The organism is Marinobacter sp. BSs20148, assembly GCF_000283275.1.
GTDB classification, from domain to species: Bacteria; Pseudomonadota; Gammaproteobacteria; order Pseudomonadales; family Oleiphilaceae; genus Marinobacter; species Marinobacter psychrophilus.
Map to the genome: position 1 here is coordinate 3,017,595 of NC_018268.1, position 14,233 is coordinate 3,031,827.

12 protein-coding genes and 1 pseudogene are annotated in these 14,233 nt (G+C 54.9%); 11 read left to right on the plus strand and 2 right to left on the minus strand.

Annotated features, from left to right (window positions below):
• Positions 1-205 precede the first annotated feature (205 nt).
• The 8 genes and pseudogenes from MRBBS_RS13720 (at position 206) to MRBBS_RS13755 (ending at position 9,601) form a co-directional block, all read left to right on the plus strand.
• Positions 206-1,420: a thiamine pyrophosphate-dependent dehydrogenase E1 component subunit alpha gene (locus MRBBS_RS13720; protein WP_014872140.1), complete on the plus strand. Its 1,215-nt coding sequence runs from the start codon at positions 206-208 to the stop codon at positions 1,418-1,420.
• A gap of 1 nt (position 1,421) precedes the next feature.
• Positions 1,422-2,399: an alpha-ketoacid dehydrogenase subunit beta gene (locus MRBBS_RS13725; protein ID WP_014872141.1), complete on the plus strand. Its 978-nt coding sequence runs from the start codon at positions 1,422-1,424 to the stop codon at positions 2,397-2,399.
• A 26-nt stretch (positions 2,400-2,425) separates the two neighbouring features.
• Positions 2,426-3,724: a 2-oxo acid dehydrogenase subunit E2 gene (locus MRBBS_RS13730; protein ID WP_014872142.1), complete on the plus strand. Its 1,299-nt coding sequence runs from the start codon at positions 2,426-2,428 to the stop codon at positions 3,722-3,724.
• 5 nt (positions 3,725-3,729) lie between these two features.
• Positions 3,730-5,607, plus strand: a complete 1,878-nt coding sequence (locus MRBBS_RS13735) for a protein kinase domain-containing protein (protein ID WP_014872143.1) — start codon at positions 3,730-3,732, stop codon at positions 5,605-5,607.
• 89 nt (positions 5,608-5,696) lie between these two features.
• Positions 5,697-6,440 (plus strand): class I SAM-dependent DNA methyltransferase, encoded by a 744-nt coding sequence (locus MRBBS_RS13740; RefSeq protein WP_014872144.1) that lies wholly within the window; start codon positions 5,697-5,699, stop codon positions 6,438-6,440.
• 71 nt (positions 6,441-6,511) lie between these two features.
• Positions 6,512-7,874, plus strand: a pseudogene (locus tag MRBBS_RS19105) (type VI secretion system Vgr family protein); the annotation flags it as partial.
• Positions 7,875-8,132: 258 nt separating this feature from the next.
• Positions 8,133-8,978 (plus strand): DUF72 domain-containing protein, encoded by an 846-nt coding sequence (locus MRBBS_RS13750; protein ID WP_014872148.1) that lies wholly within the window; start codon positions 8,133-8,135, stop codon positions 8,976-8,978.
• Positions 8,978-9,601: a DNA-3-methyladenine glycosylase family protein gene (locus MRBBS_RS13755; protein ID WP_014872149.1), complete on the plus strand. Its 624-nt coding sequence runs from the start codon at positions 8,978-8,980 to the stop codon at positions 9,599-9,601. Before MRBBS_RS13750 ends, MRBBS_RS13755 begins: the two co-directional genes overlap by 1 nt.
• Positions 9,602-9,840: 239 nt before the next feature.
• Here the strand turns inward: MRBBS_RS13755 and nei are convergent, their stop codons facing one another.
• Both nei and MRBBS_RS13765 read right to left on the minus strand, forming a co-directional pair.
• Positions 9,841-10,677, minus strand: a complete 837-nt coding sequence (gene nei / locus MRBBS_RS13760; RefSeq protein WP_014872150.1) for an endonuclease VIII — start codon at positions 10,675-10,677, stop codon at positions 9,841-9,843.
• Between the two features lie 75 nt (positions 10,678-10,752).
• A complete protein-coding gene (locus MRBBS_RS13765; protein ID WP_014872151.1) occupies positions 10,753-11,391 on the minus strand; it encodes an SDR family oxidoreductase in 639 nt (212 codons plus the stop codon).
• A 121-nt stretch (positions 11,392-11,512) separates the two neighbouring features.
• Here MRBBS_RS13765 and MRBBS_RS13770 point away from each other — a divergent pair, with 121 nt between their 5' ends.
• The 3 genes from MRBBS_RS13770 (at position 11,513) to MRBBS_RS13780 (ending at position 14,204) form a co-directional block, all read left to right on the plus strand.
• Entirely contained in the window at positions 11,513-12,607 is a 1,095-nt protein-coding gene (locus MRBBS_RS13770) for a hypothetical protein (RefSeq protein WP_014872152.1), read from the plus strand.
• Between the two features lie 110 nt (positions 12,608-12,717).
• Positions 12,718-13,032: a hypothetical protein gene (locus tag MRBBS_RS19450; RefSeq protein ID WP_014872153.1), complete on the plus strand. Its 315-nt coding sequence runs from the start codon at positions 12,718-12,720 to the stop codon at positions 13,030-13,032.
• Between the two features lie 221 nt (positions 13,033-13,253).
• Positions 13,254-14,204: a DMT family transporter gene (locus MRBBS_RS13780; protein ID WP_014872155.1), complete on the plus strand. Its 951-nt coding sequence runs from the start codon at positions 13,254-13,256 to the stop codon at positions 14,202-14,204.
• Positions 14,205-14,233: the final 29 nt, after the last annotated feature.

Below are 14,233 nucleotides of genomic sequence, written 5' to 3' on the forward strand. Positions count from 1 at the left end.
ACACTTCTCAGTTTACGATACTGCTCAAGATACTATTCAAGATACTACTCAAAAGTCGCACTTTACGTTAAGGTCAACTTCTCTATGGGTGAGTTCGCACAATGCGTTCTATACTCTGGAAAAGATTAGCACCCTTAACCTGATAAAACCAAAGCCCTCACAAGGGGCTCTGTGTTCCTCCAGCCACCACCCAAGGACGAGGATAATGACAACAACAAAGCCAAAAACCGTGCACTCCCCCATTTTCACTAATGGCGCGGAGTTTCGAATTGCCACCTTCAAACTGCTAAAACAGGACGGCTCGCTTTACAAAGGCGGTAAGGCGCCTGATATAGGCAAAGAAAAAGCCCTGCGCATTTATCGCGCCATGGTCACTACCCGCATTCTGGACGAACGCATGTTAGCCGCCCAACGCCAGGGCCGCCTCAGCTTTTACATGCAATGCACCGGTGAAGAAGCCGCCGTTATTGGCAGCGCAGCAGCGCTGGGTGATAGCGACATGATTATGGCCCAATACCGAGAACAAGGTGCGCTGGCCTACCGTGGATTCACCATCGACGAGTTCATGAACCAACTGTTCGGTAACGACAAAGACTACGGCAAAGGCCGGCAGATGCCGGTGCATTACGGTTCGAAAAAACTCTATTACATGACCATTTCATCACCGTTGGCCACCCAGATTCCCCAAGCCACCGGTTATGCCTATGGCCAGAAACTGGCCGGTGAAGGCCACTGCACCCTGGTCTACTTTGGTGAAGGCGCCGCCTCCGAAGGCGACTTCCATGCGGCCCTGAATATGGCCGCGGTTCACCAGGTACCGGTGATCTTTTTCTGCCGCAATAACGGCTACGCAATTTCCACACCGGCCTCCGAGCAGTTCGCTGCTGACGGTGTAGCACCGCGGGCTTACGGCTATAAAATGGATGTGATCCGGGTAGACGGCAACGACGTTCTGGCGGTTTACCAGGCTACCGAAAAAGCCCGCCAACTAGCCGTTGAAGAGAACCGCCCTGTACTGATTGAAGCCATGACGTACCGCTTGGCCGCCCACTCTTCTTCCGATGACCCCTCCGGTTACCGCAGCAAAGACGAAGAAGCCATCTGGCGTGAAAAAGATCCGATTCTGCGGACCCAACACTGGCTGAAGTCACACGGTTGGTGGAGCGACAACGAAGAAAAAGAATTGCAGGAACGCCTGCGCCGCGAGGTTCTCGAAACCATGAAGCAAGCGCAGAAACGACCACCACCGGCGCTGGAAACCTTGATTACCGATGTTTATAAAGAAGTGCCTCCAGCCCTGAATGCGCAATTCGAGAAATTGAAAGCGCACATTCGACGGCACCCGGACGCCTACCCAAAGAGCGCAAACGATCCGGCCATCACTGGAAAACCCGCCAGCACCAAAGAAGGAGGGGCTTAAAATGGCGAAGATGAACATGCTGCAAGCCATCAACAACGCCCTGGATACTGCTATGGCGGCTAATGAGCGGGTGCTGTGCTTTGGCGAAGATGTGGGCATTTTTGGCGGCGTATTCCGCGCCACCAGCAATCTGCAACAAAAGTACGGTAAGTCGCGTTGTTTTAACACGCCCTTAGTAGAACAAGGCATCATCGGCTTCGCCAACGGCCTGGCGGCCCAGGGCTCGGTGCCAGTAGCTGAAATACAATTCGCCGATTACATTTTTCCGGCTTTTGACCAGATCGTAAACGAAACCGCGAAATTCCGTTACCGCTCCGGCAACCTGTTTGACGTCGGCGGACTGACCATTCGCGCACCCTACGGTGGTGGCATTGCCGGCGGTCTTTATCACTCCCAGTCGCCAGAAGCCTATTTTGCTCACACACCGGGCCTGAAAGTGGTAGTGCCACGCAATCCACATCAGGCCAAAGGCCTCTTGTTGGCCGCCATTCACGACCCCGACCCAGTGCTGTTCTTTGAACCCAAGCGCCTGTACCGGGCATCCGTAGGCGAAGTGCCAGAAGAAGAATACCAACTTCCATTAGGCAAGGCCGAATTACTCAAAGAAGGCACAGATGTAACTGTTCTGGGCTGGGGTGCACAAATGGAAGTAATCGAACACGCCGTGGACATGGCGGAAAAAGACGGCATTTCCTGCGAAGTGATCGATCTACGCAGCATTTTACCCTGGGACATCGATACCGTGGCTGAATCAGTTCTGAAAACCGGGCGCCTGGTGATTACCCACGAAGCTCCGTTGACCGGCGGCTTTGCCGGCGAAATCGCGGCTACTATTCAAGAACGATGCTTTCTGTATTTGGAATCGCCTATTGCCCGGGTAGCCGGATTAGACACGCCCTTCCCGCTGGTGCTGGAAAAAGAACACTTTCCCAATCTGTTGAAGGTGTATGAAGCGATTTGCGACAGCGTCGAATTCTAACCCGGTATCAGGACAGGAGAACCAACATGAGTGATTTTATACTGCCCGATATCGGCGAAGGTATTGTGGAGTGCGAAGTGGTGAAGTGGCTGATCAGCGAAGGCGACATGATCGAAGAAGATCAACCGGTGGTCGAGGTCATGACCGACAAAGCGCTGGTGGAAATACCGGCACCTCACAAAGGACAGATTAAGCGTCTTTATTACAAAGAAGGCGACATTGCCAAAGTGCACGCACCGCTGTTTGAGTTGTCAGAAGAGGGTGGCGAGCAAGAACACGGCACCCTCAACGATACCGACGACTCCGCCTCAGAAAAAGCCACCGCAAGCTCAACGCCGGCCAGTCAAAAGGCCGACACAAAAAAACAGGCGAGCGATAGCGCCAACTCTGATGAAACAACCCGCGCAGCGGAAATCAAAACACCGGCCAGCCCGTCAGTGAGACGCCTGGTGCGCGAATACGACTTGTCATTGGGTCACATCAGCGGCTCTGGTAGAGACGGCCGGGTATTGAAAGAAGATGTGCTGGCTCACCTGAAGCAATCAGAAGGCCAAACAGACGAGTCTGCGGGCGCTCAATCAGGCAATCTATTAGCAAAGCGCTCCGGCACCACTGACCAGCAGGTTTGGGTAGAGCCCATCAAGGGCATAAAGGCGGTGATGGCCAAGCGTATGGTTGCCGCAGCCTCCAGCATCCCGCACTTTATCTTCAGCGAAGATATTGATGTGACCGAACTGTTGGCTCTCCGCGCGCAGCTCAAACCCCTGGCCGAAGCCAGCGGATCACGGCTCACCTTGATGCCGTTCATCATGAAAGCCATGGCACTGGCCATTCGCGACTACCCGATTCTGAACAGCCAGGTAAACGACGAGGTCACCGAAATCCATTACCAGCCCCAATGCAACATTGGTATGGCGGTGGACAGCAAAGCCGGGCTGATGGTGCCCAACATCAAAGGCGTGGAACACCTCAGCCTGCTGGAAATTGCCAATGAAGTGGCGCGCCTGACCGAAGCTGCCCGCGAAGGCCGCGTAGCTCAAGACGACCTGAAAGGCGGTACCATCACCATTTCCAACATTGGGGCATTAGGCGGCACTTACGCGTCACCCATCATCAACGCACCGGAAGTGGCGATTGTAGCCCTGGGCCGAACCCAAACGCTGCCGCGCTTTGACCAGGCAGGCAATGTAACTGCGCGCTCCATTATGCCCGTCAGCTGGGCGGGGGATCACCGCATTATCGACGGCGGCACCATTGCCCGTTTCAGCAATTGCTGGAAAGGCTATCTGGAATCGCCACAGTCCATGCTCTTGCACCTGGGCTGAGCCCGATGACCCGGCAGAAAAAAATGCGAGGGCAGCAAGCGCCGCCTTCGCAGATTCAACAGTTTTACATACCCGAAGAGCAGTCCATTTACCTGCTCAGTCACAACGACGCGCGCAAACTGAAAAACTGGGTTGCGCTCTGTACGACTCAATTGCAAGCGCTGGGCTACCGCGACATCGAGATGATCGGTAAAGGCGCTTACGGTTTTGTGTTTTCAGGCAAGCTTGCGCTGGAAGGCGCTAGCGATCTGGAACACGTGTTCAAATTTATCCGCATCAATCTGCCACGCCAGCTGCACGACCGCCTGGAAGACGAGGCCTATATTCTGGAACAAGTGGAGCACCCGCGGGTGCCGCGCCTGATTTCCTTCCAGCGGGCGCGCAGCCAGCCCATCCTAGTGATGGAACGGGCGCCAGGGCTGAATCTGGAAGTGGTATCGCTGCGCGAAGGGCGCCTGACGCCGCGGCTGATCATCTGCATTGCCGACCAGCTGGCAGACATTCTGCGCAATCTGCGCCGGGAATCCACCGATGGCAAACGGCCCATTGTGCACGGCGACATCAAACCCTCGAATCTGGTCTTCGACGCCAAGCACGAAAACATCGCCCTGATCGACTGGGGCTCGTCGGTGTTCGCCCAGCTGGATGCCAGTCAGCAGTTCCTCAACAACAGCGTGATGGAGCTGATGTCGGACAATCTGCAACACACCAACGCACGGCTGGGCGATGTGTACTTTATTGGCGAAGAACAGCTTTACGGCGGACTGTCATCGCCGCGCTTTGACGAGCAAGGCGCCGCAGCGACTCTTTACGCCCTGGCCTCTGGCCAATCCTGCCGCTTTGGCCACCAGGCAATACCCGCCGACTCCTTGGGATTGCCCATGGAATTCGCCCGCATGCTGGACGGCATGCTCAGCCCTGATCCCCAGCAGCGCCAGCAAGCCGGTGACTACTACATTCGGGAAATGCCCAGAATGGCGCGCACGGTGATGATTGATCTGCCCGAACCTGCGCCCGTTCCACTGGTGCCAGTATGGATACGCCAGCCCGGGCGCGAAATCGACACGGTGGTGTACAGCTCGCGTAAATCCTTCCTGCGCCAGGAAGGCGCGGTAAACACCCTGAACGACGTCAACGACGTGCAGTTAGACCGCTACTACAAAAACTTCATGCAGGGCATGGGCGACACCGAAAAAGCGTTCTTGGCAGCAGTCAGCCGCCTTGGCCGCTACCCGGTAGAGGGCGGCCTGGCAGTGCGTTGGGAGCCTGACGGTATTTATGTAGACACTTCCTTGCACCTGCACGACCCACAACTGAAAAGCGCCTTCACCACCGCCGTCAACAACATGGTCAACCTGGCCCAGGCCATCTACCGCCAAGGCATCTTTAAGAGCTGCCTGTTCAACGCCCGCGACACACTGCACATTGAACGCGATCAAGCCGAGCAGCCGTTTGTCACGCCGCCAGCCATGCATTTGCCGTATCAGATCAGTTCGGCGCCAGAGGTAGAAGACCGTTCACGAGTGCACTCCTATTTTGAAGACGGCCCTGACCCAGAAGAGTTTCTGGTGTTGCCGCCCACCATTATTACCGCGCTTGAAGCCTTGAACGGCATCCGCCACACCGGCATGATCATCTTTGAGGCCCTGCCCCTGCACCTGAAAATTCACAGCCAATACCGCCTGCTGGACCCGGCCAAAGAGGACGAATTCCGCCAGCACCTAGACGAAATTCTGGCCGCCGTCGATGAGGTCACCGGCCTTGGCGTATCCGGTTTTATGAAAATGCCTTACAAAGACACTCGCTTCTTTCCCCACATCGAACGCCTGCCTGAACGCTATTACCCCCGTAACCCGCGGCAGGAAGTGACTCAAGCAAGCTAGTATTTCGCCTGGCTAATTCCCTTCGCAAACACAGTGCTTTGGGATACGATGCCGCGCCCACCCGATTTACCGCTCACACTCAGGCTGCCATGTCCTCCAACGCGCTCTACACCGACCTGTCGGACTATTATGATTTGCTGTGCACCGACATCGACTACGAGACGCAGAGCCACAGCGCACAGCGCCTGCATCAGTTATTCGGCAATGGCGGCAACAGCCATCTGGATCTGGCCTGCGGCACCGGCCCCCACGTGCGTTACTTTATCGATGCCGGCTACGAAAGCCGCGGGCTGGACATCAGTCAGCCCATGCTGGAAATGGCAAAAATCCGCTGCCCCGAAGCGCCGTTTTCACTGGGCGACATGTGCGATTTTCAAGTGAGCGAAAAGCTGGACCTGATCACCTGTTTTCTGTATTCCATTCATTACAGCGGCGAACTTGAAGCGCTACAAAAATGCTTCGCCCGCGTGCACCAAGCGTTAAAGCCAGGCGGCGTGTTCTGTTTTAACGCGGTCGACAAACACAAAATCGACAACAACTTGTGCGTCAACCACAGTACCAACCATGAAGGCAGTCACTTCACCTTCAGTTCGGCCTGGTATTACAGTGGTTTGGGCGACCGGCAATCGCTCAAACTGGGCATCTGCAAAACCACAAGCGGTATTACACAAACGTGGCAAGACGAGCACCCGATGGTAGCGGTGAGTTATGACCAACTAAAAGAGCTTCTGCTGCCGTATTTCGACGTTCACATCTTCGAGCACGATTACGACAAAATTATCCCTTGGGACCAGGACTCTGGAAACGCGCTTTTTGTGTGCGTTAAATTGTAGGCAAGTGTTCAAAACCGAGAGCTGGTCTCAAGATTTTTCAACAGATACACATATTTTCAAGGACTGAAGATGTGCACCAAGCAAATGGATTGCAGTTTACTGCCCGTGTCGGCGAACTGCCCGAAGATATTTTCTCGTTAGTCGGTTTTGAACTCACCGAAGGCCTGTCGGAGCTAGTTCATGGCCGTCTTAAAATGGCCAGCAACCTGCCAAAGCTGGCAGCCGCTGACATATTAGAGCAGCACTTAGAGCTGACCATCTGGCAGAACGGCGCAGCAATTCGCCGCTTTACCGGTGTTGTCAGCGAGTTTGTTCGCGGCGACAGCGGACACCGCCGCACTCACTACGAAGTAGTTATCCAGCCGCCCCTATGGCGCCTGGGGCTAATGCACTACAGCCGCATATTCCAAAGCCAGAGCACCGACAACATACTGAGGTCGCTTATACGCGGAAGGGATATTGCCGATGCGGTGTTTGACCTGCGGCGCCAAAGTGCAGCTCACCCGCCACAACAATGAAAAATTAAATCAGGACTGGCTGATAACCCACGTTGCTCACAGCGGCAGCCAACCACAGGCTCTGAAAAAAGAAGCCGGTGCTAAGCCAACCACCTACCACAACCGCTTCAGCGCGGTTCCCGAAAACATCAATTGGCGCCCCCGATGCACTCACCGGCCGCTGATGGACGGCCCACAAATCGCCGTCGTAACCGGGCCTGAAGGTGAGGAAATCCACTGCGACCAACACGGCCGCGTTCAAGTACGCTTCTCTTGGGATCAGCGTTTACGGACGGGCCAGGCAGAGAGTTCTGAATCAAGCGCGGCGCAAAGCAGTGCCTGGTTGAGAGTCAGCCAGGGTTGGGCAGGCGGTCAGTTCGGCTTTGTGGCTTTGCCCAGAGTGGGCCAAGAAGTGATCGTGTCATTTCTGGACGGCGATCCAGACCAGCCCATCATCACCGGCCGCACTTACCACGCCACCAACACATCGCCCTACGCCCTGCCCCGGCACAAAACACGCACCACCCTGAAAACCCAGACCCATAAGGGCGAAGGCAGCAACGAACTGCGCTTCGAAGACGAAGCGGACAAAGAACACATCTACATCCACGCACAGAAAAACCTGGACTTGCTGACCCAGAACAACCGCACCGAAGTCATCAAAATTGACAGCCATCTGACCTTTGGGGAAAACCGCTTCAGCTACATTAAAGGCGACGAGCACAGCACCATTAACGGCGAACAGCGGCAGCATACCGGCGGTAACAGCAGCCTCACCACAGACGGCAGCCACCACAGCCACGTCGGCAAAGCCCAACTGGTCGAAGCCGGAAACGAGATTCATCACAAAGCCGGCCTGAAAGTAATCATTGAAGCAGGCGCAGAAATCACACTGTCAGCCGGCGGCGGTTTTCTGAAGCTCGACCTGTATGGCGTTAGAAAACTCTTAGAGGAAGCTGAGAAACGTCATTCCGCTGACAATATCGCCATCTCGATAAAAGCGACACTGCATCTTTTTTGAAAGAGGCCGCCAGCACGGAGGGTACGGTTGTAAAGCTGGCGCCATCACGCTTCAATAACTCCGCAAACTATGCTCCGGTACTTCCGTTCACTCAAATGAACGGGCGCCTGATTGAATTCACGTCGAGCGCCATCCGTATGAAATAAGCAATCTACATCAGGACATTACCAATCAATGGCGCTCCCCTATTTTCTCGGCTGCCCGCAATGGCAAGACCCTGCCTGGAACACGTTGCTACCACCGGGCCAAGCACCACTGGCGCGTTACAGCCAGGTGCTGAATTGTGTAGAAGGCAACACGACGTTTTACGCCACGCCCAGCCAGGAGCAGTGCCGTCAGTGGCGCTCGCAGGTGCCAGGCGATTTTCGCTTTGTGTTCAAATTTCCCCGTCGAATTACTCACGATCAATTACTGTCGGGAGTAACGGCTGACACAAACGCCTTTTTGGATATACTTTCGCCGTTGAATGATGTGCTCGGACCAATGTTCATTCAGCTGCCGGCGGCTTTTAAGCCGGAACATCTGGATCGGCTTTGGCGGTTTATGGATAAATTGCCAGAGTCTCTCACCTGCGCTGTGGAAGTTCGTAACAGCGCCTTTTTCAGCAAGGGCGAGGCCGAAAAAACACTCAACCGCGGGCTGCGTGAGCGCAACAAGGCCCGTGTCTGTCTGGACAGTCGGGCGCTGTTCTCGGCACAACCCGGCACCGACATCATTCGCGATGCCCAGCGCAAAAAGCCGAGGGTTCCGGTTCATCTCCTGCCGGTGGACGCTCCACCGATGATCCGCTACATCGGCCATCCCCGGCTTGAGCAGAACCCTCCTTTTCTGGCGCCTTGGGTAGAACGTGTCGGCCAATGGATTGAACAGGGCCAACAGCCTTATGTGTTCATGCATATGCCGGATAACGGCGATGCACTGGCTCTGGCGCAACTTTGGAGTAAGCTGTTACAAGAACGCTTACCACAGGTAGCCGCTTTGGATCTGGCCGCGCAACGGCCCCAGCTTGGATTGTTTTAATGAAAAGAACCTCGCTCACCCTCGAAAATCTTGACTACGGCGCACAACAACTCGCCGCTGTTGATGCGGATCTTGGCCGCATTTATACCCGCTTGGGCACCCCACCGCTGTGGGCGCGGGAACCTGGTTTTGCTTCACTGGTGCACATTATTCTGGAGCAACAGATTTCTATAAAGGCCGCGCAAACCGTGTTCGAACGGCTATGTACACATTTGGGTGAGATGTCGCCGCAGCGGATGGTTTCAGCAGGTGAGGAAGGACTAAAAGCGTTCGGGCTAACCCGCCAAAAAGCCCGTTATTGCTTTGGATTGGCAGACCTCATTCATAACGGCAAACTCAATCTGGAACAGCTGGACGATCTGAGTGACACCGAAGGACGCGACGCGCTCCTCGCCGTCCCCGGGCTAGGCCCATGGAGTGTTGACGTGTACTACCTGATGGCGTTGCGCCGGCCGGATGTGTGGCCACTGGGTGATCTTGCACTGGCGGCCGCCATGCAGGAAGTAAAACAGCTGGACGCACCCGCAACCCGCCAGCAACAGGTAGACATTGCCAGTGCTTGGTCACCCTGGCGCGCCGTCGCCGCGCGGCTGCTATGGATGCACTACTTAGACAGCCGCTGACGCCCACGACCAAAACCCAGCACAAAGGTGACAACGCCTCATTATTTATATTACTTACCCACCGACAGTTACCCACAGAAGCTGTGGATAACATTGTGAGCAGGGCAAGGATAGGTCCAGTGAACCCCTAAAACACAGGGCTTGCGGGAATGTGGTGCGAAAATGATCAGCTCGAGCAAGCTGATTACTTTATGATCAACCCGTAGCATTAAGCGAGCAAGCGCCAGCGCCCTAAAATTTCAATCCGCTTGACACAGGGGGCAATAATACAACCGCCGGCTGGCAACACTGATTTTTACGATGGGCGTCTCGCATTCGTAGCAAGGCGCGGAGTCGCGATTGAACACCATAAATCGGCGTTGAGAAAAGGTGCGCCCTTCCCGCTTTAATTTTTTCACTCGTTCAGGGTCGTTGGTAATGCCTTTCAGGCGGTAAGTTCGTTCGATCAAAACCAGAATGGCCTTGGCCAGCCGCTCACGGGCTTCTGATGACAAGTCCTTTGGCTTTACGGACGGCATCAAGCCCGCTTCAAACAGAATTTCCGAACGCAGATAATTGCCCACGCCAGCAACAAACCCTTGGTCCAAAAGTAAACCGCCCAAGCCGCGGCCGCGAAAGCGCTTATCATCAAATTGCGCGAGCACGTTTTCAACTGAAATGGTCTGGTTGACCGGGTCGGGCCCTAGCCGCGCCAGATACACCACCTGCTCCAAATCGTCAGGCCGCACCAGTCGAATGTCAGATGCGCTATAAAGCCAAGCGGCTTTGTCTGACCCGACAACCGCAAAGCGCAGTTGGCGCCCGGTTTTTGGTTGAGCATCCGCCTTGCTAATTCGCCACTGGCCGTAAAGCTGGTTATGGCTGTATACGCACCACGGTCCGTCGTCGCCGAGGGCCGAAAAAAACACCAGTACGGCTTTACCGCGGGCCTCTACCGCCGTTACCCGGCGGCCGGCCAAGGTTGGTTCAAAGCTCTTGAAACGGTCGAAGGCGAAAAACACCTTGTCCGCCTTGCATTGGCCAACGGCGTTTTGAATATCGTCGACCATGCGACGTATCTCGGGTCCTTCAGGCACTGTTGTTCTCCATCACTGTTCGCCGTGGATTAAATTGTCATTCAACCTACGGGGCTAAGAACAGAACCGATGACATCACAGCGCCGCCAACGCCTCATCCACCTGGGTAGTGCCAGAGAGCACTTCGAATGTGCGGTTATCGCAGTTGTCTGAATTCAACACCGCCAGCAGTACATTGGCTACGTCTTCCCGGGGAATGTCGCCCGGGCGGTCCAGGTTTTCACGAATATCAACCTTACCGCTACCGGAATCTTCAGTAAGTGGGCCGGGACGTACAATCGTGTAGGTCAGGCCGCTGGCCATCAGATGCTCGTCGGCTTTGTGTTTTGCTTCCAGATAATGGCGAATCTTTTCAGGGGCGTCGCCAGGCTTGTCTGCGCGCATACTGCTGACAATTATAAAGCGCTTGATACCCATTTTTTTTGCGGTGTCCATCAGATTGATGGCGCCGTTCTGGTCTACGTCGACGGTTTTTTCAGGGCCGGTTTTGGGGCCTGAACCTGCGGTAAAAATAACCGCATCACAACTACGTAACGCTTCGCGGCAATCACCTTCCAGGTTGCCCACCACGGTTTCGGTAGCGCCTAGTTTTTGCAGATCAGGCCCCTGCTCCGGGTCACGAATCAAGGCTCGTGCCTCGTGCTCGGTGTCTGCCATCTTTTCCAGTAAATGACGGCCTATCTGGCCATTGGCTCCAGCAATTAATACCCGCATGATGTGATCTCCTGTTGCAATGACCTAATAGTGAACCTAATGATCTCTGTGCGCCAACGCGCTCTTTCAAGGCCTGACGAAGCTGCGTCGTAACTAAGTGGAAACCAGGGAGGAACAAAGGATGAAAAGACTCTTCGCTGTTTTTGTATTGGCCGCCTTACTGGCCACTTTTTTCAGCCTTGCTGCCGAACCCGTTCCGGTTGAGCAAAAACTCATCCGCATTAACGCCAACGATGTGCTGGGCGAGTTTCCCGGCATTGAGCATGAATCCGTTGATTTGCAAGCTGTTCTAGCCGATATGGCTCAGGATCCGCTGCTGGTACTAAAGGCAAGAGCCGCTCTGTTGAAATACCCGGTTATGGCGCGCCAGCTGCTACAAATTTACGGCGGCGAGCCGGAATTTCAGGACATTCTGCGGCAACATGGCGATTCGGTGTTGCCGCCCATCCACTATTTTGTGTCCAATCCTGTTGGATCCATTGAATGGATGAACAGGGCTGGCACGCAATATCAGCTCTTCAAAAAATGGTTTACCGATCACGAAAAGAGCTCAACGGCCGTTGATTCTGTAGAGCCACTAACAGCCACCGAGCGCGGCTGGTATGCGGTTCAGTACATTCATACTGAAGGTCATGATTTTCTAGGCCAGTTTCTGGTTAATCCTGAGGGCAAGGTTGAATGGCTTGCTAGCGAGCGTGTTCTGGAAGGCCTGAATCAGTTTTTCGCCGGTGGCCTGCGCCAACTGGAAAAACGCCATCGCATGGATGAACCTATTGGCGCCGGTGACATTGGCTGGGCAGCGTTGGATGTGGTGGTATTCGCCAGCGCGGTGAAAGTTCTGCGTATCGGCCGATTCGCTGCCGCAACCACCCAGAATGCCAGCCGCGGCACGCGCTCTGCGGCACTGGCAGTGCGTTTCAGCCGCGGTAGCCGCTTAGTGCTCAGCAGTGCCCGCTATGCCAAATGGCCGCTGATTGTAGGCGCAGGCTATCTGGTTATTACCCACCCCAGCCTGATTAACGACCTCCTTGTCGAGCTGGCTGACGTGATTGGCGCACCGGCCTTACTGATTCAATGGGTTGGTTGGTTATTGCTACTAATGCCAGCTCTTTATCTTTTACGCGGCCTTCTTTGGCTGACAACGCCTCTGTTGCAAGCTGTACTTTGGAGTATCGGGCGTCTGCTAGCGCAGCTTAGCGGTCGCAGCGCGGTGTAAAGAGGTTCGCAACCCCGCGGTGCGTGACATTGTCACTGAACCCTCGACCACAGTGCCCTATGGTGGATGCATGCCGAATTCATCCAATCATTCAGGAGTTCCAAACTTTGATGAAATCACTCAAAGCACTGGCGGTAGCAGCTGTAATGTCGGTGACGGCTATGGCCCCAATGGCTGCACAAGCGGGAGATCAGCACATGATTGACGAAGTACTGGTGATTCTGTCCAGCGAATCCCTGCAAACCCAGGGCATGGCGATGGTACTGTCTAACACCATGGCCCAGAAGGGTGCCAAGGTGAACGTATTGCTGTGTGACAAAGCTGGCGACCTGGCCTTGAAAACTTACGACGCACCGGCTCTGAAGCCGAAAGACGTGACTCCGGGCCAGATGCTGAATTCAGAAATGCGCACCTTTACCTTTTAAATCCATAGCGGAACAGTACAACCAGCGTTTGAGGAGGGATTTGGTTCGTCTAGTAAATCCCCAATAGATGCTCGGGAATTGATAAAAAGGTAACCGGAAAGTGACAACGGCCGCGCAGGAAACTGAGCGGCCGTTGTTTTATTTTGAACACACACAAACGGGCTAGTAGCAACATGCCCCAACGCCTATCATAGCTTCCTTTCTTTTTGCCGGATGTTCTTATGCTCAGGGGCGTATTACTAATCGCATTTGCGGCCGTGCTTTGGTCGACTACCAGCATCGTCGCTAAATTTCTGTTTGCCAGTTCTGATCTGGGAGGCCTTACCCTGGCCTTACTCAGATTAATGGTGGCTCTGCCATTTTTCTGGCTGCTAATGCGCCGCGAGCAGCACCGGTTGGCCCTCCAGCACCGGCAAAACCCGACAGACGGCCCTGCGCCACTGACGCGCCTGCGCCAGATTCCGTTAAAGGCCCTGATACCACTGGCCGGGCTGGGCATTTTTCAGGCTGTATACCAGAGCAGCTACCTGGTAGCAGTAGACTTAACCGGTGCCGCCATCGCCACGTTGATTTCACTGTGCCTGCCACCGGTTTTTGTAGCCCTGCTGGCGGCCCCCATACTGGGTGAAAAACCGGGTGCGATTACCCTGGCGGCGCTTTTCGTGGCTATAGCCGGTACCGTTATGCTGGTGTTGAGCGATGTGGAAACCGCCGGAACATTGCGCCTGGCAGGTATTCTAATGTCGCTGCTGGCCGCGGCTGTTTACACTGGATTCAACCTGACCAGCCGTTACAACTCTGCGCGAACGCCGGTGTTTACTACCGCTTTTCTGTGTTTCTTCACCGCGACGTTGGTCTTGCTGCCAGCGGTCTATTTCAGCGGTGGCTTTGCCGATGTGCAAAATTTGCAATGGCAACACTGGCTGATGGTGATTTACATCGGGGTAGTGCCAACCTGTATTGCTTACCTGTGCTTTTTTGACGGTATGCAGACAACGCCGGCCACCCTGGCCAGTATCATCGTCATTTTGGAACCCTTATTTGTCGCGCTATTGGCATGGCTGATTCTGGGCGAGGAATTGGGCACGATAGGTATTGCGGGCGCATTTATACTCACCGTAGCGGTAGTGGTCGCGTCACGCTACGGTAACCCACCACGGCCAGCTACCTAACGAGTGAGCGTTGAAGGCTGACGGCACGC